This window comes from Limnobacter sp. (assembly GCF_036405155.1).
Classification (GTDB): domain Bacteria; phylum Pseudomonadota; class Gammaproteobacteria; order Burkholderiales; family Burkholderiaceae_B; genus Limnobacter.
Window position 1 is genome coordinate 385164 of the sequence record NZ_DASWYD010000004.1, and the last position, 21973, is coordinate 407136.

At 57.1% G+C, this 21973-nt stretch carries 21 protein-coding genes and 1 pseudogene; 9 read left to right on the forward strand and 13 right to left on the reverse strand.

Features of this window, described 5'->3' with window-relative positions; genetic code table 11:
- Window positions 1-17: 17 nt before the first annotated feature.
- From VGE55_RS05670 to zwf, 4 genes are all read right to left on the reverse strand, one after another.
- Window positions 18-2321, reverse strand: a complete 2304-nt coding sequence (locus tag VGE55_RS05670) for a TonB-dependent siderophore receptor (RefSeq protein WP_331130727.1) — start codon at window positions 2319-2321, stop codon at window positions 18-20.
- 86 nt (window positions 2322-2407) lie between these two features.
- Window positions 2408-3280, reverse strand: coding sequence for an SMP-30/gluconolactonase/LRE family protein (locus tag VGE55_RS05675; RefSeq protein ID WP_331130728.1), 873 nt, complete (start codon window positions 3278-3280; stop codon window positions 2408-2410).
- Entirely contained in the window at window positions 3277-3927 is a 651-nt protein-coding gene (locus VGE55_RS05680; RefSeq protein WP_331130729.1) for a bifunctional 4-hydroxy-2-oxoglutarate aldolase/2-dehydro-3-deoxy-phosphogluconate aldolase, read from the reverse strand. The genes VGE55_RS05675 and VGE55_RS05680 overlap by 4 nt, the downstream gene beginning before the upstream one ends.
- Before the next feature lie 2 nt (window positions 3928-3929).
- Window positions 3930-5426: a glucose-6-phosphate dehydrogenase gene (zwf, locus tag VGE55_RS05685; protein ID WP_331130730.1), complete on the reverse strand. Its 1497-nt coding sequence runs from the start codon at window positions 5424-5426 to the stop codon at window positions 3930-3932.
- Between the two features lie 30 nt (window positions 5427-5456).
- On the opposite strand from zwf, the gene edd reads away from it, so the two are divergent.
- The gene (gene edd, locus VGE55_RS05690; RefSeq protein WP_331130731.1) at window positions 5457-7265 is read left to right on the forward strand and encodes a phosphogluconate dehydratase; all 1809 of its coding nucleotides are present in this window, start codon (window positions 5457-5459) and stop codon (window positions 7263-7265) included.
- Between the two features lie 90 nt (window positions 7266-7355).
- Entirely contained in the window at window positions 7356-7487 is a 132-nt protein-coding gene (locus VGE55_RS05695) for a hypothetical protein (protein WP_331130732.1), read from the forward strand.
- Window positions 7488-7883: 396 nt separating this feature from the next.
- Here the strand turns inward: VGE55_RS05695 and VGE55_RS05700 are convergent, their stop codons facing one another.
- Window positions 7884-8885 (reverse strand): putative solute-binding protein, encoded by a 1002-nt coding sequence (locus VGE55_RS05700; RefSeq protein ID WP_331130733.1) that lies wholly within the window; start codon window positions 8883-8885, stop codon window positions 7884-7886.
- 171 nt (window positions 8886-9056) lie between these two features.
- Here VGE55_RS05700 and VGE55_RS05705 point away from each other — a divergent pair, with 171 nt between their 5' ends.
- On the forward strand, window positions 9057-9620 hold the full coding sequence (locus VGE55_RS05705) for a YqaA family protein (RefSeq protein ID WP_331130734.1): 564 nt from the start codon (window positions 9057-9059) through the stop codon (window positions 9618-9620).
- A 106-nt stretch (window positions 9621-9726) separates the two neighbouring features.
- Here the strand turns inward: VGE55_RS05705 and VGE55_RS05710 are convergent.
- A pseudogene (locus tag VGE55_RS05710) lies at window positions 9727-10113 on the reverse strand (M48 family metalloprotease); the annotation flags it as partial.
- A gap of 245 nt (window positions 10114-10358) precedes the next feature.
- Between VGE55_RS05710 and VGE55_RS05715 the strand changes: the two are divergent.
- The 3 genes from VGE55_RS05715 to gstA all read left to right on the forward strand — a co-directional run bounded on the left by VGE55_RS05715 (window position 10359) and on the right by gstA (window position 11696).
- Complete coding sequence (locus tag VGE55_RS05715; RefSeq protein WP_331130735.1) at window positions 10359-10565, forward strand: heavy-metal-associated domain-containing protein; 207 nt, start codon at window positions 10359-10361, stop codon at window positions 10563-10565.
- Between the two features lie 131 nt (window positions 10566-10696).
- Window positions 10697-11008 (forward strand): hypothetical protein, encoded by a 312-nt coding sequence (locus VGE55_RS05720; RefSeq protein WP_331130736.1) that lies wholly within the window; start codon window positions 10697-10699, stop codon window positions 11006-11008.
- Between the two features lie 76 nt (window positions 11009-11084).
- On the forward strand, window positions 11085-11696 hold the full coding sequence (gene gstA / locus VGE55_RS05725) for a glutathione transferase GstA (protein WP_331130737.1): 612 nt from the start codon (window positions 11085-11087) through the stop codon (window positions 11694-11696).
- Window positions 11697-11715: 19 nt separating this feature from the next.
- Here gstA and cueR read toward each other — a convergent pair whose 3' ends face one another.
- From cueR to VGE55_RS05745, 4 genes are read right to left on the reverse strand one after another with little or no spacing between them, the layout of a single operon-like run.
- Window positions 11716-12132, reverse strand: a complete 417-nt coding sequence (gene cueR, locus VGE55_RS05730; protein ID WP_331130876.1) for a Cu(I)-responsive transcriptional regulator — start codon at window positions 12130-12132, stop codon at window positions 11716-11718.
- A 16-nt stretch (window positions 12133-12148) separates the two neighbouring features.
- Window positions 12149-14353 carry a heavy metal translocating P-type ATPase gene (locus VGE55_RS05735; protein WP_331130738.1) on the reverse strand — a complete coding sequence of 735 codons (2205 nt, stop codon included), beginning with the start codon at window positions 14351-14353 and terminating at the stop codon, window positions 12149-12151.
- A gap of 53 nt (window positions 14354-14406) precedes the next feature.
- Entirely contained in the window at window positions 14407-15303 is an 897-nt protein-coding gene (locus tag VGE55_RS05740; RefSeq protein ID WP_331130739.1) for a sterol desaturase family protein, read from the reverse strand.
- 53 nt (window positions 15304-15356) lie between these two features.
- On the reverse strand, window positions 15357-16901 hold the full coding sequence (locus VGE55_RS05745; protein WP_331130740.1) for a glucose-6-phosphate isomerase: 1545 nt from the start codon (window positions 16899-16901) through the stop codon (window positions 15357-15359).
- A 238-nt stretch (window positions 16902-17139) separates the two neighbouring features.
- Here VGE55_RS05745 and VGE55_RS05750 point away from each other — a divergent pair, with 238 nt between their 5' ends.
- From VGE55_RS05750 to VGE55_RS05760, 3 genes are all read left to right on the forward strand, one after another.
- Window positions 17140-17370: a hypothetical protein gene (locus VGE55_RS05750; RefSeq protein WP_331130741.1), complete on the forward strand. Its 231-nt coding sequence runs from the start codon at window positions 17140-17142 to the stop codon at window positions 17368-17370.
- Window positions 17371-17379: 9 nt separating this feature from the next.
- Window positions 17380-18414: a hypothetical protein gene (locus VGE55_RS05755; protein WP_331130742.1), complete on the forward strand. Its 1035-nt coding sequence runs from the start codon at window positions 17380-17382 to the stop codon at window positions 18412-18414.
- A 158-nt stretch (window positions 18415-18572) separates the two neighbouring features.
- A complete protein-coding gene (locus VGE55_RS05760; protein ID WP_331130743.1) occupies window positions 18573-18950 on the forward strand; it encodes a hypothetical protein in 378 nt (125 codons plus the stop codon).
- A gap of 59 nt (window positions 18951-19009) precedes the next feature.
- On the opposite strand, the gene VGE55_RS05765 is transcribed toward VGE55_RS05760, so the two are convergent.
- The 3 genes from VGE55_RS05765 to VGE55_RS05775 all read right to left on the reverse strand — a co-directional run bounded on the left by VGE55_RS05765 (window position 19010) and on the right by VGE55_RS05775 (window position 21806).
- Entirely contained in the window at window positions 19010-19996 is a 987-nt protein-coding gene (locus tag VGE55_RS05765) for a catalase family peroxidase (RefSeq protein ID WP_331130744.1), read from the reverse strand.
- Window positions 19997-20164: 168 nt separating this feature from the next.
- Complete coding sequence (locus tag VGE55_RS05770; protein WP_331130745.1) at window positions 20165-20515, reverse strand: hypothetical protein; 351 nt, start codon at window positions 20513-20515, stop codon at window positions 20165-20167.
- A gap of 76 nt (window positions 20516-20591) precedes the next feature.
- Window positions 20592-21806: an iron-containing alcohol dehydrogenase gene (locus VGE55_RS05775; protein WP_331130746.1), complete on the reverse strand. Its 1215-nt coding sequence runs from the start codon at window positions 21804-21806 to the stop codon at window positions 20592-20594.
- Window positions 21807-21973 lie beyond the last annotated feature (167 nt).

The following is a 21973-nucleotide window of genomic DNA, read 5'->3' on the forward strand; positions in this document are numbered from 1 at the left end:
CAAGGTCTCCGGGTGGATCAAAAGTCTTTGATCAGGGTCAAGGTTGCAGAGCGGCCTTCGCCCACGTAGGTGAAGGGCGATCCAGAGCGGTACAGCGCCGTGTAGTACTCGGTGTCAAACAGGTTGAGGATATTGAGTCTGACCTTCAAGTCTTTGGACACGGTGTACTCGGCCATGGCGTCCCACACGGTGCTGGCATCCAGTGAATTGTTCGTCACTGGCCCATTGGGGGTACCGCCGGATATCTTGCCCTTGTACGTCACCGTGCCGCCGATGGCCCAATGGTCATCCAGTTTGTATCGGGTTTGCACATTCGCACTGGTCTCGGCTGTGTTGGGGAAGGATTTGCCCACTTCGCTGGGCGTGTCGGACTTCACGATTTCTGTGTCCAACACGGCCAGGCCAGCGTTGATGTCCCAATCGTAATTGATTTTGCCACCCACACCCACTTCGAGACCGCGCACTTGCAACTCACCCACCTGCGTGAACACGCCAGGTGACAGCTGCGACAGCACGTTGCTTTTGGTGATGTCGAACAAGGCAGCCGTCAACAACAGCCGTTTGTCCACCAATTGCCATTTGGTGCCCACTTCAATGCTGCGGTTGCGCTCGGGTTTCACATTGCTGCCGCACAGGCCGCCATAGTCACAGGCAGTGGCGTCCAGTTGTTCGCCACTGGCATTGGACGAGGTGCTGTAAGTGGCGTACACGTTGCCATTCAGCCACGGCGCGTATGTCACACCCACATGGCCATTGAGGAACCCATCCTTGTACCCACCGCGTGAAGTGCCTTGGTAGTCATTCGGCCCGGTGTAATAGGCATAGTCAAAGGTGTCATAGCGCAGGCCACTGAACACCTCCCACTCGCTGTTGAGCTTGGCGGTGTCCAGCACATAGGCCGACAGGGTATTGGCCCGAATGGTGGTGATGTTGCTGCTGGGGGTATAGCTTCCGCCTTGTTGAAGCCAGGCGTTGTTGTTGGGGTTCAGTGGGTCCCCAGCGTTGGGTGTGCGCAGGCTGTCCACATAGGGAATGTTTTCCGCTTCTTCGCGTGAAAACTCCACACCCGCGACCACATGGTGTTTCACCTTGCCCCAATCCAGTTCTTTGATCCAGTTGGTTTGGTTGCCGATGTAGGTGTTTTGTTGATTGCGGTTTTGTGAGGTGGCCCGCACGCAAACGCCCGGTGTGCCCACGCCCACATTGGCGCCAGCAACACATGCACCGGCCCCGTTGACCACACCCAATCCCGGAATGGTCACGATGTATCGATTGGTGGTCACGCCATAGCGGGTGCGGTTTTCCAGGCGAGCACCGTCGCCCAGGTTGTAGTCCACCCCGAAGGTCAGAATATCCGCGCCGTTGTTCAGGAAGTCGCGCCCGTTCTGACCATAAAAATGCCGACCACTCACTGGCTTGCCGGCGGCGCTGTCCCAGGGCACGCCACCATCGGGAATTTCATCCGAACGGAAATAGTAGTAATCGGCACTCAGTTTGAGGTTGGTGTTGATGCGCTGGTCCACTGCGACCGCCAGTCCCTGGCGTTGCTGTTCAGCCCCATCTCGCGCCGGCACATCGCGGTCGGAATACAAGGCGTTCACACGGACTGCGGTGTCGTCGGTCAATTGGCGATTAACGTCCAAAGTGGTTCGCGATTTGTTGTCGGTGCCCACACCCACTTCCAGCGTGGTGAAGTCCACGGGCCCCGGTTTTTTCGTCACGTTGTTGATGGCACCCCCGGTGGTGCCCCGGCCAGCAAAGCTGCTGCTGGGGCCTTTGGACACCTCAATCTGTTCCACCGCAAAGGTTTCCCGGCTGGTCACGCCGGGGTCCCGAAGCCCATCGATGAACACATCATTGCGGGCTTCAAAGCCGCGAATGATGAACCGGTCTCCAAATGCGTTTCCGCCTTCTCCCGTGCTGATGGTAATGCCCGGTTGAACGCGAATCACGTCCTTCAGGTCTGTGGCACCCGAGTCCTTGATCGCTTCTTTGGTGATGATCTGAATGCTTTTGGGGGTTTCAGCCACGGGCCTCGCGAATTTGGATGACTCCATCAACTCGGCTTTGTAGGGTGAGTCGGGGTTGCCCAATGGGTTTTGACCTTTCACGGCTTGGCCCTCGACCACCACTGCATTCAGTTGTGGGTTGAGATTGTCGTCAGCGAAGGCCAATTGTGGCAAGGGCAGGGTAGCCAGCGTAATGGCTGCTGCCAGCGTGGGTTGTCGAAGGCTGTTGGGCTTCCTCAGGCCGCGTGTGGGCGGGGAGACAGGTTGCAGGGGCATGGCGGGTGATGTACCAAAGTTGAAAAGAGGTGTCATCTTGCCATCGGTAAAATAAAATGTAAATAACAATCATTCTCATTTATTAAAATGAATGCCGAAATGTCACCACGCACCGTGTGCGTTTAGGCCTGGATCTGTGTCGTTGTGAGTTGTCCGATCGCCAGCGCAGCACCTTCAAATCCTTGGGCGTTGGCGTGTTCAGTGGTGTGGGCAAGGCCGGTCACCAGTAGCCATTGACCATGCTCGCCCCCGAAACAGGGCATGGTTGGGCGCTTGAGTGGAACTGCCACGGCGGGCAATCGTTCACCAGTCATGGTGTACCGGTCCAGTCGTGCGCCCTCTAGGATGGCCACCCAGTAGTGGCCGTCGGGTCCGATGGTGGCGCCATCGGGCCGTTCGTTGCCCGTGGTGTATTGCGCAACCAGCCTGCGGTTGCCCAGCGCACCTGTGTCTGGATTGAATTCAAATCGCCAAATACAGCGCTGGCGCGTATCGGCCAGCCAAAGCTGCGTGCCGTCGGGCGAAAAGGCCAGCCCATTGCCGACCACCAATCCGCCCACCTTCAGTTCGGCGTGGTTTTGTTCAACGCGATACAAGCCGCCCGTGTTGGGCTGTCGGGCATCCACCAGGCTTGAAATCCACACGGCACCATCCGGGCCCAGTTGACCGTCGTTAAAGCGATGGCTGCTTGGGTCGTAGGGCAGGCGCATGTGGTGAGCCTGAACAGTGGGTTTGTTGGTGTTCCAATGGAGTGTGTAACCATCATTGCGGCCCAGCAGCAACCACACATCGGGTTGCGCGGTGGGCAATACGCAGGCCACTTCATCTGGCAATGGTGTGCACTCAATCTGCCGGGCATTGGCCGCCATGGCTGTTTGACAGCGGTACAGCGTTTTGCCGGGAATGTCCACCCACACCCATTGGTGGTGCGCATAGCGAGGGCTCTCCGTCAGCGTGGCACCGGTAATTGGTATGGGTGTCCACGCGATATTCATGCCTGTTGCCACTGTTTTAAGGCCTGGGATGCACGCTCAGCCACTGTGCGCTCAATCTCGCTCAGGTTCAAACCTTGAAGGTTGGCGGTAAGCCAACTCCCGCCCACACCCTGAACGCTGGGCAATGCTTTCCAGGCTGGCAAGTCTGCAAGTCCAATGCCGCCAGTGGGTATAAATGTCAAGTCGTGCAGTGGGGCTGACAAGGCTTTCAACGCACTGGGGCCACCGGCTGCCATGGCCGGGAAAAATTTCAATGTGTGGTATCCCCAGTCGCGCGCATTCATCATGTCGGTGGCGGTGGCCACACCCGGAATCCAGGGCAAGCTTTTGAGGTGGGCGTGTTCGGCCAAGCGGTTGCTCAGGCCGGGTGAGATCAGCAGTTGAGCCCCAGCCTGAACGGCATTGTCCATGTCGATCACCGACAACACCGTCCCCACAGCCAACAGGCACTGTGGTGCGTCTCGGGCGATGGCTTCACAGGCTTGAAGTGCGCTGGGTGTTCGCAGTGTGATTTCAATTTGGCGTATGCCGCCCAGCAGCAAACCGTTGGTGATTGCAAGGCCTTGGTCCACCGCATCGACGACCACCACAGGCATGATGGCTTGAAGGCTGGGCAGTGGAATGCTGTTGGTAGTTTTCTGGTTCATGGTCATGACACCGCATCCTCAGACCACAGCGCACCCGTGCGCAGAGCCATGGCCGTGGCCGCCGAGGGTCCATAGGTACCGCTGGTGTAGGGCACCGGCCCAAGGCCGTGTTGTTTCAGGTCTGCCAATATGCGGTCCACAAATTCCCACTGGGTTTGCACTTCATCTCGCCGCAAAAACAGGCTGAGCCGCCCCCGCAAAATGTCGGTGATCAAACGCTCATAGGCATCCCGAACAGGAATGCGCCATGTGTTGAAGAAGTCCAGGTCCAGCGACACGGGCTTCAAGCGCAAACGTTCCCCGGGTGTTTTGGCCAGCAGTTTCAATTCCAGTTTGTCATCGGGCTGCAGGTGTATCACCAACTGGTTCCCACTCCAGTGTCCACCCACCGGCTCGTACAGGGGTTTGGGTACATCGCGAAATTGGATGACGATTTCAGCAAACCGACGGGGCATACGCTTGCCGGTGCGCAGCAAAAACGGCACGCCCGCCCAGCGCCAGGTTTGCACCTCGGTGCGAAAGGCCACGTAGGTTTCGGTGCAGGACTGGGCGTGCACACCGGGCTCATGCAGGTAGCCCGGCACCGGTTGGCCTTTCACATAACCTTCGGCGTATTGTCCGGTGATGATCTCGGGGGTGCCCAGCACTTGCGGTACTTTCAGTGAGCGCAGCACTTTCAGTTTTTCATCGCGCAGGCTGTTGGCCTCCAGCGACACGGGTGGTTCCATGGCCACAATGGCCAGCAGCTGCAACATGTGGCTTTGGACCATGTCGCGTAGTGCACCAGCGTGTTCGTAAAACCCCGCGCGGTCTTCTACACCCAAGTCCTCGGCCACAGTGATTTGAACCGAGGCCACATGCTCACGGGTCAGCAGTGGTTCAAAAATGCGGTTGCCCAAACGCAGGGCCAGCAGGTTTTGAACCGCCTGTTTGCCCAAGTAGTGGTCGATGCGGAAAATTTGGTCTTCATTGAATTTGGCGGCGGCTGCGGCCTCAATTTCAGCGGACTCGCGCGCATTAAAGCCCAGGGGCTTTTCAAGCACCAGCCGCAAGCGTTGGGCAGACCGCTCTTCAGGCAAACAGGCAATGAGATCTTTAAACCGGGAAGAGGGCAGTGCCGCATAGTGCACCACCGGGTGTGGGCCTTGGGCGATGGCGGCATCCAGTCCGGCTTTTGCAGTGGGTTCGCCCAAGCGCACCGAGCAGGTGGACAGCAAGGGTGCCAGTGCTGGCAGGGTGGCTCGGGCTGCAGCGTCGCCGGTGCGCGCCAGGAAAGCATCCACTTCAGCCAGGGCTTGGGCTGGGCTCAACGCCTCCCTTTGTGCGAAGATGAGCCTTGCACCGGGCGAGAAATATCCCACGCTGGCCAACTGCGCCAAGGCCGGTATGATTTTTCGCTTGGCCAGGTCGCCACCTGCACCGTGCAGCACGAATGTGAACTCGCCCACCGGATTGGCGGCTGAGTCGCTGCCGCTGCCCAGGTTGCCCGATTGATTCATGCAGTCTGCTCCATGTTGATTGGAAATCCCATGTCCACCATCTTACATCCCGCTTTGCTGAAAGTCCGTGACGCCATTGAGGCCCGCTCAAAAAGCACTCGTTCTCGGTACCTGGGCACCTTACCGGCGGCAACGCAGAACCGCAGTGCGGTGGGTGCCGCGAACCTGGCGCACACCACCGCAGTGTTTGCACCGCCCACCAAGCGAGTCATAGCCCTGCACAAGGCCCCGCACCTCGGGATTGTGACGGCCTACAACGACATGTTGTCGGCCCACCAGCCCTTCGCTGATTACCCGGCACGCATTGCACAGGCTGCGCAGTTGGTGGGTGCCACCACCCAGGTTGCAGGCGGCACTCCCGCCATGTGCGATGGTGTGACGCAGGGGCGAGAAGGGATGGAACTGTCGCTGTTTTCGCGCGATGTGATTGCGCAGGCGGCCTGCATCGGTTTGTCGCACAATGTGTTTGATGGCGGCATTTTGTTGGGGGTGTGCGACAAAATTGCGCCCGGGCTGCTCATGGGCGCTTTGGCTTTTGGCCATTTGCCTTTTGTATTCATTCCGGCTGGCCCCATGGAAACCGGTTTGAGCAACCCGGAAAAAGCCCGCATTCGCCAACTGGCCGCAGAGGGCAAAGCTGGCAAAGATGAACTGCTGCAAGCCGAGGAACGGGCTTACCACAGCCCCGGAACCTGCACGTTTTATGGCACTGCGAATTCCAATCAATTGATGCTGGACTGCATGGGTTTGCAGTTTCCCGGTGCAGCGTTTGAGTCGCCTTTTGGCCCGCAACGAAACGCCGTGCTGACCGACAGCGTGCGTGCGCTGGCCAGTGCAACGCGCAATCCAGCCTTGGCACTTGGGCAATTGGTGAATGCCGCCAGTTTGATCAATGCCTTGGTGGGTTTAATGGCCTCGGGTGGATCAACCAACCACACCATTCACTGGATCGCCGTGGCCCGCGCGGCTGGGTACGTCATTGACTGGACAGATCTGGACGCCATTTCGGCGGTTGTGCCGCTGTTGTGTCGCGTGTATCCCAACGGTGTTGAGGACGTGAACGCATTCCATGCAGCAGGTGGCACCGCCAGCCTGTTGGCCACGCTCATGGATGGCGGTTTTGTCGATGGCAGTGCCCTCACCGTGTGGGGCAAAACGCTGGCCGACACCGTGGGTGAGGTGGAGCCGCACCAAGAAACTTTCTCGGTTCGAAAACCCCAGGCCACGCGCAATCCAGAGGTGCTTCGCCCCTGGGATCAGCCGTTTCAGCCCGATGGCGGCATTCGCCTCTTGACCGGCAATTTGGGCCGGGCGGTGTGCAAGGTGTCTGCCGTCAAGCACAGCCACCGCGTGGTGCAGGCGCCGTGCCGTGTGTTTACAGACCAGGCGCAGGTGATGGAGGCATTCAAGAACAATGCGTTCCAGACGGATGTGGTGGTGGTGGTGACGCACCAAGGGCCCCGTGCCAATGGCATGCCAGAACTTCACAAACTAACCCCAGTGCTGGGTGTGCTGCTGGACAGGGGCTTGAACGTGGCCCTGGTGACCGATGGCCGCATGAGCGGTGCATCGGGCAAGGTGTTGGCGGCCATTCATGTGTGCCCAGAGGCTGATAGCAATGGCCCATTGTCCAAACTGCGCGATGGTGACCTGGTTCGCGTGGATGCGGTGGCGGGTGTATTGAACACCGATGCAGATTTAGATCGCCGTGAACCCTCACCCAAACAGGCTCAAGCGGTGAGCCTGGGGCGCGGGTATTTTCAGTTGTGGCGCCAGCATGTGACCACAGCGGAAGAGGGCGCCAGCGTGTTGTTTGGCACGCCCGATGTGCAGTCTTGAAAATGGAGGTGATTGTCGGGTTTTTTGCTTGAGTTCGAGACAGCGCTCTGCCATCATGGCGATACCCCTACTCACATCAAGGATATTGCCATGACAGTTTGCCCCATCGCAGTGGCTGTTGGTTGCCAGAAATGCCCCGCGTTCAAGATTTGCCCAGCCAAAAGCATTCTGGGTGATCAGCCCAAGAGCACTGCGCCGGTGAAGGACGAGAAGAAGTCCTGATCGATTGCCCCCAGCAACACCGGTAGCCCGTGCCGGTTTATGGCTCCTTCGCAACACCGGTAGCCCGGTCCGAACGCCCCCCGAAGGCAAAGGTTGCCCCGCGCATTCTGAACCGGACCGATAACTCGCGCCGATGGCGCTCAGACATCTCGGTCCGTGTGTTCGAATGCTGTGCGGGTCAAACCGATCGGGGGGCTGACTGTTCGGCGCCAGGCATACCGGTGTTGCTGTGAGGCGCGGCACCAGCGCATTTTGGGCCTGTACGGTTCACCTCCCCTGCAGCGAGGGAAATACCAATGGGCCGTCGCAAAGGGGTGTGACCGTGCTGGCCGACGAACTGCTAGGCGAGATAAACCCGCGATGACTCAGTTCCACCAGCCTAAATAGAATGCCCGATCAGCTCTCGTTTTTATCCGCACACTCCCCCAAACCCGGGTCAAACTTGCACCGGATTTTTTTCAGCAGCTTCGTCATTTCTGCGTCGTAAAACCCCTCCTTGGTCATCTGGATTCTGGCTTCCCGCATCAGCACTTCATACTTGGCATGGTCGGCTGGCGGAATGTCCAGCCAGGCAGCGGTAGGCACGGCTTTTTCGGCGATGTCTACCAACTTGACCGCTCGATCAAATTGCTTCGAAATCCACACCCGTGATTTGGCGCCAAAGCCCTCTGGAAATTTGTCTTTGCGGATAATCAGGTTGGCCGTCAGTTGCACCAGCGGGAATCGATAAATACCCCCCTTTTGCCCAATGCCTTTGTAGAGTTCCAGTGGTTGATAAGCAATGGCGGGTGCGGCAATGATGTCGACCTGACCGTTGTTGAATTTGCTGCCGAAGTTGATCACTTCAGACGACACGGGTTGTGCGCCCAGTTGTTGCACCATCTTGGCCTGCGACTTGTCGTAGTCCAGCACCGCAATTTTTTTGCCAGCGGCTTTTTCTACAGAGTTGATGCTGCGGTCATTGACCATCACATACGCTGCGCCAATCGGCAAAATGCCCACCACCTCGAAATGCCCTTGAGTCATTTTGGGCGCCAGTTTGGGGTTGTTGGTCAGGTCAATAATGGCTTGCAGGTGTTTGTAAGTGGGCACAGCGCCGATCGAATCGATGCTGCCCACAAACTGGTTGAATTGCCGCCCCCGCAAGGCTGAAATGGCCACTGCGTCGCACTTGCCAGTTTTGAAGTCTTCGGCCACCAGGCGTTCATCCACGTAGGCTTGCAGTTCGATGTCGGCTCCCCATTCTTTGGCCGCCACAGCGTAATCACGGGCCTGGTTGAAGGCGGGGCCATTGCGTCCTGCAATGTCAAAAATGCACATTTTGGTGGGGGCAGCAAAAGCGCTGGGCGTAATCAACATGCCGGTGGTCAGCGCCAGCAGGGCGGCGGATTTCTTCATGGATATTGTCTCCGGATAACGATGGGTAATGGGCTTTTCGCCTCTTGTTGCCATTGGAGTATGGCAGCGCCATCCCCTGAAGGGCAAGTATCCGCCGCGAATCCGAATCATTTCAGATTGCGTTCACATTCAACGTCTACAATGGCGTCATTCCACGTTTTCTCCCACCCCATGAACCCGAACAACACCAAACCAGCGGCTAAACAAAAAATGGGTTACTTTGCCCGCCTGTTTGCCCGTTGGGCCGGTCATCAACATGCGCCAGTCTTGTTGGCCATCATCAGTTTCATCGAGGCATCATTTTTCCCCATCCCACCCTATGCCATGCTGATCCCCATGTGCATAGCCAAGCCGGAAAAGGCCAAGTGGTTTGCTTTGGTGGGGACGGTGGCTTCCACCCTGGGTGGTTTGCTGGGCTATGCCATTGGTCACTTTGCAGCCGATTGGTCGCGTGAGTTGATTGCGCAATGGGGTTACACCAGTGCTTTTGCAGCCACCGAAGCGTTCTTCAAGGAGTGGGGTGGTTTGTCGATTTTGGTCAGTGCCATCAGCCCCTTGCCCTACAAGGTCATGACGATTACATCGGGCTTGTTTGGCATGAACATCGCTGTATTTATTCTGACGTCTCTGCTGGCTCGGGGCCTTCGTTTTTATGTGGCTGCACTGACTGCGGCAAAGGCGACGGAAGTGATTCAGAAACGGATGGCGCTGGACCAGCCCCGGTCGGATAGCTGACCTCCACGGCATCCGAGGGCGCCCTGCGGGTTGCACCATCGCAAACGGTGTCGGTGCCCACCGAAAAGCGCTGCCCGGTGTGCGATTCAATTTCTTTAATTGCCGAACACACATCCATTTGGCGATTTGCCAAGTGATCAATGGCGGCCTCGTTGGCACGGGTTTCTGCAAGGCGCACAAAGTCCTGAAACTCTGGGTGGGTGGAATACCGGCCCAGCAGCGTCATGAAGCGCTGGTCGCCGTCACCGCCTTGTTCAGCATGAATTTTTTTCAACAGTTGGTGGGCTTGCCGCGGGTCCTGGAAGCGCACGTGGGTCAACTCATGCACCATGACAAACCGCATGGCTGCCTCCGTCAAGTGGCTTGCAAACGGCTCATCCATGACCACATGGTTGTTGGCCCTGGCGTAGGCATACAATTGGGTGTCTTCCAGCCCCAGGCGGGAATAGGGCACTTGGTATTCAGCCCGTAGGCTTTCAAACAATTGCACCATGCTGACCAAGTCCTGCTTGGGCTCGGGCTCCAGTGTGCTGCAGGCCGAGGTCAGCACGGCAAGGGCAGTTACATACAGGGCAGTGCGATTGTTCACGGCGCTTTCCGGTCAAAGTGCAACAACATGCAGGGGCATGTGTTGCAAGCAGTGTACGCAAAATACTGACCATTGTGTTTGCTGCGCTTGACCTTGCCATGATGGGAAGGCTGAAGATGAATCCACATTGTTGAACTCAGGAGAACACCATGCTTGTACTGACTGTGGACGGAATGACATGCGGCCACTGCGCCAGCCATGTGACCAAAGCCATCGTTGATCTCAACCCAAAAGCCAAAGTCCAGGTGGAGCTGGCCTCCAAAACCGTGACGGTGGATGGCGAGGTGGATGTGGAAGACGTGAGGGCCGCATTGGCTGAAGACGGTTACACCGTGACCGATGCAAAGCCACTGTAATCAAGGTTTCATGCACAAAAGCCAGAATTGCGGGTTGTTTTTCCCCCAGATGTGTTGATGGGGGCGTCAACGAACTGGCCGGGCAGGGCGTTAGCTTTGTCAGGTTCGATTCACTTCGCAGGTTTTTCCGCATGAAGCATGTATCCCTGTCTGCCCTGCTGGCGTCCAGCATGGCCATCACTGCCCCGGCCATGGCCGATGAGGGCTTGCCGGGTTTCATCAAGAAATCCAAATACACCGATCGACGTGAAGAAAGCTGGTTGGGAGCAAGCCGGGTAAAGGCCGACACCCCAGCCAGCGAAATGAAGCGGCTGCCCGGTGCATTGGCTTCGATTTCTCTGTTGACTTCCGAGGACAAATGGGCCAGCCCATTCCGTGAAGGAGGCTGTGCCGTCAACAGGGCGCCTGCAGAACGCTTGATCGAAGAACCGCACCACAGTTAACGCATCGCGTTCTTGACATTGCCACCGTGGCACACTTCAGGATGATGTTCCGTGTTGATTGATTCGGGAGAATTCCATGAAGCTGTACTACTCCTCGGGAACCTGTTCCCTGTCCCCCCGCATTGTGATTGAAGAGTTGGGCTTGCCCATCTCTGCTGTAGCGGTCAGCCTGAAAACCCACACCCTGGAAGACGGCAGCGACTACTACGCCATTAACCCCAAAGGCTATGTGCCGCTGCTGGAGCTGGATGGCGGTGAACGAATCAGCGAAGGTCCGGCCATTGTGCAATACCTGGCCGACCTGAAACCTGAAATGAAATTGGCGCCTGCAAACGGTACCCTGGCCCGCACACAACTGCAGTCATTGTTGAGTTTCATCAATTCTGAAATTCACAAGGGTTTTTCTCCACTGTTTGACCGCGAATTGTCGACCGAGATTAAGCCGCACTTTCGCAACAAACTCGGAAAACGCCTGACAGACATGGTGGAACTCTTGGGCAGCAACACCTATTTGATGGGCGAGCAATTCACCGTTGCGGACGCTTATCTATTTAACGTGTTGGGTTGGTGCGGGTTTGTGGGTGTTGACCTCGCAGGCGGTTGGCCTGCGCTGGAGGCCTATCGCCAACGCGTGGCGCAACGGCCCGCTGTGCAGCGCGCCATGAAGGCCGAGGGCTGGATCAAGTAAACCGCCGTTAACTGGCCATTCAAGCCGATGTTTTGCCGCCCCGTGCACCCACGGCGCCCAGTTCGTCCAGAATCGGGCAGTCGGGGCGGTTGTCACCATGGCAGCAGTGCTGCAGGTGCTGCAACTGCTGCCGAATGGATTGCAGTTTTTCAATGTCTGCATCCAGCTCGGCGATGTATTGCTGGGCCAGTTTTTTCACATCTGCACTTTTGCGCCCCTGGTCTTGCCACAGGGCGAGAAGGGTTTTGATGCGGTCGATTGAAAAACCGAGGTCGCGGGACCTGCGAATAAAACGCAGGGTTTGCACATCCCGTTCGTTGTATTGCCGGTAGCCTGAAAAGGTTCGGTTGGCCTCGCCAATCAACCCGATGCTTTCGTAGTAGCGGATCATTTTTGCACTGATGCCGGTGTGCTTGGATGCTTCTCCAATATTCATCATGTTGTTCACCTCCTTACAGATCTGCTTTGGGTTTCCAGCGCTTCAGCAATAGGGCATTGCTGACCACACTCACCGAACTCATGGCCATGGCCGCACCCGCCAACATGGGGTTCAACAAGCCCAATGCAGCCAGCGGAATGCCCACCGCGTTGTATACAAACGCCCAAAACAGGTTTTGGCGGATTTTGCGGAATGTGTGCCGCGAAATGTCGATGGCATCGCTCACCAATGCGGGGTTGCCGCGCATCAGTGTGATGCCCGCTGTGTGCATGGCCACATCGGTGCCGGTGGACATGGCAATGCCCACATCGGCAGCTGCCAGCGCGGGGGCATCGTTGATGCCATCGCCCACCATGGCCACCACTTGGCCTTGTTCTCGCAGCTCGCTCACCACAGCGGCTTTGTCCTGTGGCAGCACATTGGCGCGAAATTCCGTGAGCTTCAAGCCCTGTGCAACGGTTTGAGCAGCACCTGCGTTGTCACCCGTCAACATCACACTGCGCACACCCTGCCGCTGCAGTTGCTCAATGGCATTTGCAGCCTGAGGTTTCAGCGTGTCGCCCAGGGCAATCAGGCCCAGCAGTGTGCCGTCCAAGGCCAGCCACGACAACGTTTGCCCCGCTGATTCATGGGTTTGACCTTGCAGCTGGAGTGTGTTCATCGCAACGCCCTGTTCCTGCATCAGTCGGGCATTGCCCAGCAATACGCGTTGCCCATTCCATTGCGCCTCCACTCCACGGCCGGGTAGGGCTTTGAGGTTTTGTACGGCAGGCCATTGCAAAGCCTCGGCTTTGGCCTGCGCCACAATCGCCTTGGCCAGCGGGTGATCGCTGTGGGCTTGCACGGCGGCAGCCAGTTCCAGCACTTGGTGGGCATCCCAAGCCTGGGCGGCAGCTTCTACTGCGACCACGCGGGGCTTGCCTTCCGTCAGGGTGCCGGTTTTGTCGAATGCGACCACAGCAATGCGATGCGCCAGTTCAAGCGCCTCGGCATCTTTGATCAAAATGCCGTGTTGTGCAGCAACACCTGTACCCGCCATGATGGCGGTGGGTGTGGCCAAGCCGAGTGCACACGGGCAAGCGATGACTTGCACCGCCACGGCATTGAGCAGGGCCTGTTCCCAGTTTCCAGTCAGCCAGCCCCATGCCAGAAAGGTGATGGCCGACAACAGGAGCACCACCGGCACAAACACACTGCTGACCTGGTCCACCAGCCGTTGGATGGGGGCTTTTTTGGCCTGGGCTTCTTCCACCAGGTGGATGATGCGGGACAGCACGGTCTCGCTGCCGATGGCAGTGGTTTCAATCAGCAGTACACCATCGGTGTTGATGGCGCCACCCGTGACTGTGCTGCCCACGTGCTTGGTGACGGACAGGCTTTCGCCGGTCAGCAACGATTCATCCACGTGGCTTTCACCTTCCCGTACAACACCATCGACTGCAATGCGGTCACCGGGGCGCACCACCACCACATCGCCGATTCGTATCTCATGGACCGGAATTTCCGCCTCTAGGCCATGTCGTCGAACAATGGCGGAGGTCACTTTCAAGGCTTCCAGCGCGCGCAGGGCTTCCACGGTTTGTGCCTTGGCGCGGCTTTCCAGGTATTTGCCCAGCAGCACCAAGGTAATCACCACCGCTGAGGATTCAAAGTACAGGTGGGGGACCATGCCCTCATGTGCACTGTGCGCAAACACCAGGTACACCGACAGTCCGTAGGCAGCACTGGTGCCCAAGGCCACCAGCAGGTCCATATTGCCCGCACCCACTTTCAAGGCCCGCCAACCCGCTTTGTAAAAGCGGGCACCCAACACAAATTGCACCGGGGTGGCCAGTAACCATTGCAGCCACGCGGGCAACATCCAGTCCACGCCAAATGGCATCCACAGCATGGGCAACATCAGTGGAATGCTGAGTGCTGCAGCGGCACCCACCGGCCACCAGGCTGGCAGTCTTGATTGGGGTGGGGTGGTGGTGGGCTCAACAGTGTCACTGTGGACCGGGCTGGCTTCATACCCCGCCTTGTGCACAGCCTCCATCAATTGCGCCGGGCTCACCCCTTGCGCCTCAATCTGGGCCTTTTCGGTCGCCAGGTTAACAGTGGCGTCCAGCACGCCAGGCACTTTCTTGAGGGCTTTTTCAACCCGAGCCACGCACGAGGCGCAAGTCATGCCCTCGATGCGAAGTACGGTCGGTTCGGCGGTTTCTGTAGCGGTCATGGTGTTCTCCATCAGTCGATGGACTGACTTTGAACTTTACCATGATGTCAAGGTCAAGACATTTGTTGAGGTGTCCAGCCTGGGGGCAGCCACAGGCACTTCAGTTTATTGACAAGCCCCTGCGCCTTGCCCACTTTTTGCAGCAAATGCACCCAGCCCATCACGCCCTGTTTGAGCGGGTTGGTCGACAACACCGGGGTGAGGGTGCCATACACCGGTGCCACCCCGGGCTTAAAGTCGCGGTAGGTGCCAAACCAGCGGTCCCACACAATGAAAATACCCCCGTAATTGCAGTCGTGGTATTCCTCATTTTTGGCGTGGTGCAAGCGGTGGTGCTGCGGGCAATTGAAGATTTTTTCAAACCAGCCATGAACCTCAAACACTTCGCTGTGAATCCAGTACTGGTACAGCAGGTTGACGGAGTGGGCAAATGCCAGGGTCACCGGGTCGAAGCCCAGCCAGGCCAGTGGCAACCAAAACACAAAGCTGTAAAACGGCCCCAACACCGACTGGCGCAGCGCAGTGCTCAGGTTGTAATGCTCACTGGTGTGGTGGTTGGAATGCTCAGCCCAAAACAAAGCGCAACGGTGAGCAACCCGGTGGTACCAGTAATAGCAGAAGTCATCTCCAATAATCAGCAGGGGCAAAAACCACCAGCTCGACAGGCCCAGGTCGAACACGCGGTGCTGGAACAGCCAGGCCATCAAGGGCAGGCTCCAGATGAGCGCGATGCCCGTGGTGACCAATTTGAGAGCGCCCATGGCAATTGAACACAGGGAGTCTTTGAGTTCGTAGCCCTGAACAATGTCAATTGGGCCTTGTATGTCGGGTTTTTGACCCTGCAGGCGTTTGATGACCCGGTATTCCAGCCACATGGCTGCAAAAAAATAGGGAATGGCGACGGCATACAACAGTTGCGTGGCCAGTTGAAATTGACTGAGTTGGTTCAAGCTGCGGTCTCCCGGTGTTGTGTACTGCCCGGAAGCCCGCAACCAGCCTTGGTTTATCGACCCCGGTTGATGAAATGGTCGATGAGGTGTGCAGTGATCGGGTTCTCGGCCCGATTTTCCCCCGGTGGCAAATTGGGTTCAATTTGCTCGGCAATTACTTTACCCAATTCCACGCCCCATTGGTCGAATGGGTTGATGTTTTGCATGGCACCCAAGGCGCAGGTTCGGTGTTCCCAGAGGCTGAGCAAGGCACCCAGGCTGTAGGGGGTGAGTTCGTCCAGAAACACCATTTGCACAGGCCGTTGTCCCGGGCAGCTTTTGTAGTTCACGGCGGGGTCCGCCATTTCTTGTGGGCTGTTCAAACGGCCCACCGAAAAGGCCTCGGCTTGCGCCAAGGCATGCGACAACAGCACACGGTGAGAAGCGGCTTCGCTGTGGTTGGGTTTCAAAATCGCCACCAGCTCCACCGTGCTGGCATTGCGGCCCTGGTGCATCAATTGAAAAAATGCATGTTGGCCATTGGTGCCCACATCGCCCCACAACACAGGGCAGGTGGACCTTGGAATCGGCACGCCATCGATGCTGACCCCTTTGCCCAGTGATTCCATCCACAACTGCTGCAGATAAGGAATCAACATGCCCAAGCGCGAGTCGTAGGGGCTGAGCAGCAGCGAGTCAATGCCCACCTTGAGGTTGTAAAAATCCGAAAGGGCCAGCAGGATGGGCACGCACTCGATCGATCGGGTGTTGAGCACATGGTTGTCCATCAAGGCTGCACCGGCCAGCAAATCCTCAAACACGGCATTGCCATGCACCAGTCGAATGCTGATGGACACGGGCCCCCACAGCGAATAGCGGCCACCCACGGTTTCGCTGAATTCAAAGACGCGTTCGGGCGGAATACCAAACTCGGCCGCTTTGGCAGGCTTGCAAGTGGCCGCCAGCAGGGCATGTTCACGGTAAGCGGGCCCGGCAGCATCCAGCCACTTGAAAATATGCTGGGCGTTGTGCAGGGTTTCCTTGGTGGAAAAAGACTTGCTGGCAATCAACACCAAGGTGCGTTTTGGGTTGAGTGCCGCCAGCGCAGCTTTCATTTCATGGAAGTCCACATTGGCCACAAACCGAATGTTCAGCCGACCCTTGACACCGTTCAGTTCCAGCTTCGAGAACACGTCGTGCAACAGGCGTGGTCCGAGGTCGGACCCGCCAATGCCCAAGTGGAGGACGCTTTCGTAGGGTTCACCATCCGGGTTGGTGTACTGGCCTGTTTGAACCTGTTCCACAAACACATTCATGTGGTCTTGAACCGTTCGGGCCAGTTCCAGTTCGTCCCGACCATCCACCGTCAGTTTCACAAAGTCAGGGTATTCGTGCCGGCGGAATGCAGCGCGCAAGCTCCAGTGGCCAGCGGCCCGGTGCTCGGTCGGGTTGACGACCGCGCCGCGAAACAAGCCATCGATGAATTCGCGCAGGCGCAGGTTTTCCTGACTGGTTTCGAAATCCTGCAGCATTTGCAGGCTGTAGGACTGGCGGTCCAGGTTGATGTGGAGCGGTCCAATGCTCCGTGACAACTGGCCGGGCGACAAGGTGATCGGCATGGGCGAATGCAAAAAATTGGATCAATGTAAGGAATGATAGCCGGACGCATTCAATACAGCTGGCAGCGCCACCCGAAGAGTCTAACCCGTGCGCTGGTTCGGCAGCGTGCAATTAGACGGTTTTATCGAGCTTTCGGGGTCCGCCTGTGTCTATACTGCACATGGCGCGTTTTCCGCGCGCTTCTATTTGTTTATGTTGCGTTGTATCCAATCATAAAATTCAATTCGGAGACCCCCCATGAGCAATCTGTGGCAAACCATCAACCGCACCCCGGGCGTGCTGACCATCAAACTCCTGACCATTGGTTTTCTGGTGGCCGGCTTGGTGACCTACATCAACGGTGAAGAGTCTGCAGGTCCTTACTTGTTGGCCGCCGCCGCGTTGGTGGTCACCGAGGTGTTGCTGATCATCATTCAGTTGCTGCGAAAGTCTTCGGATTCGTCCACTGACCAATTGCCCCCCAAGTAAACAGTAACCATGGCGACTTCAAAAAAAGACCCCACAACCCTGGCTGATGCGTTGTTGGAGGCCCAGGTGGCCTTCTGGATGCAGCAACTCAAAGGCAAAAAATTTGTGGGTTTGGTGGAAGATGAGGTGGGTCGGTTCTATGACCGCCTTGATCACATTGCATTGAATGCCGCAGCAGACCGGGAAAAAGTGAAAGCCACAGCCCGCCGCTATGCGGTGGACATGGAAATTGGTGGCGCCATTCCCGAATTGTTTGGTGAAATTGCCCGCCTGATTTTCGAGTTTCCGGCCAGCCGCAGCACCCGGGTTGGCGAAGTGGTGTCCGATGCAGTGGCCACTGAATTCATCGAGAAAATTTTTGAACAGGGCGGGGTGCTGGACCACACGGTGACCAACATTCGCAACAGCGCCGCGTTCAAACATTTCCTCTCTGACGTGGTGTTCACGGTGCTCAAGGGTTATTTGCTGGAACAAAACAACCTGATGAAGTTTGGCTCAGTTGCCGCAGGAACACGCAAAGTGCGGGAATGGCTGAGCAGCAAAGCCCCGGAACTGTCCGATTCACTGGAAGACCGGGTGCGGCAGCTGATGGACTCGGGTGTGTCCGGTTCCCTGGAGATGGTGAACGAGGCACTGGACAATGAGCAATACCGCGAGACCGCGTTGCACAGCGCACTGAATTTTTGGGATGTGATTCGCGATTGGCCTTTGGCGGCTTACAAGGACTACATCACCGAGCAGGACCTGCAGGAGTTCATGGTGCTGGGTTATGAGTTCTGGCTGAATTTCCGGGACACCGATTACTTGAAGAGCTGCATTGACGCGGGTGTGGACTTTTTCTTTGACAAGTATGGCGAGCAAAGCCTGCAAGCCTTGCTGGACGACATCGGCGTGAGCCGCGACATGGTGGTTGAGGAAATTGCCAACTACGCGCCCGACCTGGCGAATTTGCTGGTGTCCGAGGGCTTGGCGGAGGACTTTATTCGCCGCCACCTGAAGCGGTTCTTCCACAGCAAAAAGACACTCGAACTCTTGGGCACTTGAAACGGTGGTTGAAACCCGCGCGCCTTGTCTTGTATTTGCGCTGGCTTTTGATACATTGTGAGCATCGACGGCCCGTAGCACGGTGTAGACACAGGCCCGGTGATGTGACTGAATACTCAAACCCGATCGATCAACGACAACAACATTCAGGACGAGACATGAAAACTCATTACATGGCAGTGGTGCTGGCTTTGGGCCTTTTTGGCTGTTCCGGTGCGCCCGGCGATTCCGATGTACAAACAGCCCTGCAAACCACCCTGCGAACCCAAGTGCAAGAGCAGATGAATGTCATGAGTGCTTTGGGCGGGAAAAGCGCTTCTGAGGCTGCGCAGTCCATGCTGGGCATGCCCAAGCCCGAAGACATTCACATCGAAGACATGGATGTGAGCGATGCGCAAAAGCAGGAAAATGGCGACTATGTTGTGAAGGCCAACTTCACGACCAAAGTGGGCGAGAAAAAAGAGAAGTCCGCTGCCAAATTGACGCTGTCCAAAGTCAACGGGCAGTGGAAAATTTCCGGTATGGAAAAGCTGTAAACGCAACCATGTTCAAGAAAAACCCCGGCTTGTCGCCGGGGTTTTTTTATGGCAGCGCCTTATTTGCTCAAACGGCGGCTTTGCGACACGGCATATGCACCAGGCCGAGCCAGTAGAATCGGGTCATCGGATGCCGCAACGCCCTTGGGAAGAACCAGTGGGTTGAAGTTGATGCCGTCACAGACGGTTTTGTCTTCCACCGACATGACTGCCAGATTGCCGGCCACCACGGTTTTGCGGTCTGCAGGCCAAAGCACAGTGGGGTTGTTGGTGGGGTCGCCTGCGGCAGCCAACTGAACCACCATGCTGAAGTTGACGGGAATTTGTCCCACCCGTCCTTTCAATTCATCGACCAGAAAGTTCGGTGGTGTTGTGGCCACATTCTCTTCCTTCAGAAATTCCTCGCCGCCCACCGGTTCAAATACCCAGCGCACCATCTGGCTTTGACCTTTTTTGTTGGTCATTTTGAATGCATTGACTCCCCAGTAATTGACTGCGCCATAACTGGCGGGTACCCCGCGGTTTTTCAAAAATTCAGGTTGAATCTTGTGATCGGGGTTGGCCGCTGTGGCAGCCGCAATTTTTGCAGGGTCTGGCTTACCCGTGGCTGGGTCTGGGCGTCGCGCATCCAGAAATGCCTGAAAACTCTCGGGCGTGGCTGCACCAAACACCGGGGTTGAAATATTCGCCATCAGCCACTGCTCATTGTTGGGCAGATCCATCTGAATGGCCATGCCACGGACTGACTTTGCATTTTCCGGGGCTTTGGGATTTCCGCCTCCCACCGAGAAGCGCAGAATGACTGGCACCGGTTTGCCGCTGAATGCCGAGGCAGACGACAACGCTGCGCCAGCTGGGGTTCCTGTGAACACGCCTTTGGCACACACGCCTTTGGCGCCAGACCGGCGAAAGCCGTCCTGTTTTCCAAAAACGCCCTCCAGCCCGTCAACCAGCGTCACAGCATTGGTTTCCTGCGCATGCACGGCAGGGGTCACGGCAGCCAGCAATAGGCCGCCCAGTGCGCAATTCAAAATTGTATTGTTCATGTGTTCTGCATCCTTGTCGGAAATGGGTGTTGCACGTGCGCGTGCACGCTGAACGGAGCCTCCCGCTCAACGCTCACCTTAAATCGGTTTGGACGACAGAATGGTTACCGCAATCATGAAATTTTTCTATTCACACTGATAGAAAAACACGATGGGTGGCAGGTGGATTTAGGGATGCGGATGGCTGGCTTTCAAGCCCTGAATAGCCCGCTTGACGCGCTCCAGGCTTTGCCGGTTTTCGTCCAGCACATGTTGAATGTCTTCGCGCAGGTGCGTCAGGTCCAAGCGATGAGCCAACTGGTCTGCGTCTGGGGTCTGGGTGTGTTCCAGCAGTTCGGTTCGGTAGGCATCGATCAGGCTAAACAAGTCATCGATGTAAAACCCAAGGTGGCCAATATTGGCCATCACAAACGAGACGGGGTTGTTGATTTCATGCACCACATGGACAGTCAAACCATCCGTCTGTGTCAGGGTTTGGGTATTGGGCGTGCCCAAGTGGGCCGCCGAAGGGGTGCTCATCACAGGCGCCTCGCAAAACGGGTTCATCTGCATTAACGGCAGATTTGGCCGTTTCTTGAGGCGCTGTTTGTCGGTTTTAAGCGGAGGGCAACATTTGGCGGATCACGCCTTTGGCGACGTCCATGGTCATGTAGCGGGGCACGGCATACGTAAAGCGTGCTTCGCCCAGGGCCGATTTGGCGATTTCAGGAATGTCTTCCGATTTTAGTGCCGCCAGCGTGGTGGGGATGCCAAACTTCGCATTCATGTCGCGAATGCGCTGAATGAACGCTTGGGCCACATGCAGGTCGTCGCCGTTGGCTGGGCCAATGTTGCAGTGGCGTGCCAGTTCGGCCAAGCGGCTCGCGCAGTTGGGCAGGGAATAGTCCAGCACGTGCGGCATCACGATGGCGTTGGCCAGGCCGTGGGGTGTGTGGTACATGGCGCCAAACTTGTGCGCAATGGCGTGAACATAGCCCACGCCCGCTTGCGTGAATGCAATGCCAGCCAGGTGCGAGGCACGGGCCATTTTCTGGCGGGCGACCACATCGCTGCCGTTGGTCACGGCTGTGTCCAGGTACTTCATCACCAGTTGCGTGGCTTCAATGGCCTTCACGTCGGTTTTGCGCATGGCGTTGTTGGACACAAAGGCTTCCACGGCGTGGGTCAACGCGTCCATGCCGGTGGCGGCAGTAATGTGGGGTGGCAGGCCAGTCATGAGGGCACCATCCAGCGCGCAGGCTGTGGGCATCAACTTCAGGTCCATGGCCGGCAATTTGCGCTTGTTTTCAGTATCGGTCACCACGGCAGCAATGGTGCACTCTGAACCTGTACCGGCGGTGGTGGGCACGGCGTACAGGGGCAGCATGCCGCGCCACACGCGGAACAGACCGGTCATTTTCACAATGGGTTTTTGGTTTTTGGCGCGTGCACCAATCATTTTGGCTGCATCGATGGGAGAACCTCCGCCCACCGCCAAAATGGCTTCGCAGTTGTTCTGCTTCAAAATGCCGTAACCGGCTTCAATTTGCTGCACGGTTGGGTTGGGCTCAACACCATCGTACACGGCATATTGAACGTTCAGGCGCTGCAGTTCAGCTTGCATTTTGTTCAAAATGCCCAGTTTTACCAACACCGCGTCCGACACAATCAACACCCGCTTGTGGCCTTGTGCAGCGATAAAACGCACCAGTTCCAGCGATGAGTCCGTGCCTTCAAATACTTTGGGCCACTTGAATGGCAACATGGCGGTCACGGCTTTGAAAATCAGCATGTAAAGGCGAAGGAATATCACCTCAAGTGCGTGCAACATGGTTCTGTCTCCCGGTGTTGTGATGGGCGGTTGTTTGGGCCCTTGTGTCTAGATTGTACAAAGGCAGGGCGCATCGTGGTTTCAAATTCGCCCGGTGTGTCTGCTTTTTTGCCGGATGATGCACCGGGGCGGTTGCCCGTGATTGTGCACGGGTTTGAGCCAATTTA

Bases quoted from the DNA above. Each gene is read 5' to 3' on its own strand.
- VGE55_RS05700 (WP_331130733.1), bottom strand. From the start codon at position 8,885: ATGAAGAAATCCGCCGCCCTGCTGGCGCTGACCACCGGCATGTTGATT.
- VGE55_RS05705 (WP_331130734.1), top strand. From the start codon at position 9,057: ATGAACCCGAACAACACCAAACCAGCGGCTAAACAAAAAATGGGTTAC.
- VGE55_RS05765 (WP_331130744.1), bottom strand. From the start codon at position 19,996: ATGAACAATACAATTTTGAATTGCGCACTGGGCGGCCTATTGCTGGCT.
- VGE55_RS05760 (WP_331130743.1), top strand. From the start codon at position 18,573: ATGAAAACTCATTACATGGCAGTGGTGCTGGCTTTGGGCCTTTTTGGC.
- VGE55_RS05745 (WP_331130740.1), bottom strand. From the start codon at position 16,901: ATGCCGATCACCTTGTCGCCCGGCCAGTTGTCACGGAGCATTGGACCG.
- VGE55_RS05695 (WP_331130732.1), top strand. From the start codon at position 7,356: ATGACAGTTTGCCCCATCGCAGTGGCTGTTGGTTGCCAGAAATGCCCC.
- VGE55_RS05675 (WP_331130728.1), bottom strand. From the start codon at position 3,280: ATGAATATCGCGTGGACACCCATACCAATTACCGGTGCCACGCTGACG.
- VGE55_RS05755 (WP_331130742.1), top strand. From the start codon at position 17,380: ATGGCGACTTCAAAAAAAGACCCCACAACCCTGGCTGATGCGTTGTTG.
- gstA (WP_331130737.1), top strand. From the start codon at position 11,085: ATGAAGCTGTACTACTCCTCGGGAACCTGTTCCCTGTCCCCCCGCATT.
- edd (WP_331130731.1), top strand. From the start codon at position 5,457: ATGTCCACCATCTTACATCCCGCTTTGCTGAAAGTCCGTGACGCCATT.
- VGE55_RS05770 (WP_331130745.1), bottom strand. From the start codon at position 20,515: ATGAGCACCCCTTCGGCGGCCCACTTGGGCACGCCCAATACCCAAACC.
- VGE55_RS05720 (WP_331130736.1), top strand. From the start codon at position 10,697: ATGAAGCATGTATCCCTGTCTGCCCTGCTGGCGTCCAGCATGGCCATC.
- VGE55_RS05715 (WP_331130735.1), top strand. From the start codon at position 10,359: ATGCTTGTACTGACTGTGGACGGAATGACATGCGGCCACTGCGCCAGC.
- VGE55_RS05680 (WP_331130729.1), bottom strand. From the start codon at position 3,927: ATGAACCAGAAAACTACCAACAGCATTCCACTGCCCAGCCTTCAAGCC.
- cueR (WP_331130876.1), bottom strand. From the start codon at position 12,132: ATGAATATTGGAGAAGCATCCAAGCACACCGGCATCAGTGCAAAAATG.
- VGE55_RS05670 (WP_331130727.1), bottom strand. From the start codon at position 2,321: ATGACACCTCTTTTCAACTTTGGTACATCACCCGCCATGCCCCTGCAA.
- VGE55_RS05775 (WP_331130746.1), bottom strand. From the start codon at position 21,806: ATGTTGCACGCACTTGAGGTGATATTCCTTCGCCTTTACATGCTGATT.
- VGE55_RS05735 (WP_331130738.1), bottom strand. From the start codon at position 14,353: ATGACCGCTACAGAAACCGCCGAACCGACCGTACTTCGCATCGAGGGC.
- VGE55_RS05750 (WP_331130741.1), top strand. From the start codon at position 17,140: ATGAGCAATCTGTGGCAAACCATCAACCGCACCCCGGGCGTGCTGACC.
- zwf (WP_331130730.1), bottom strand. From the start codon at position 5,426: ATGAATCAATCGGGCAACCTGGGCAGCGGCAGCGACTCAGCCGCCAAT.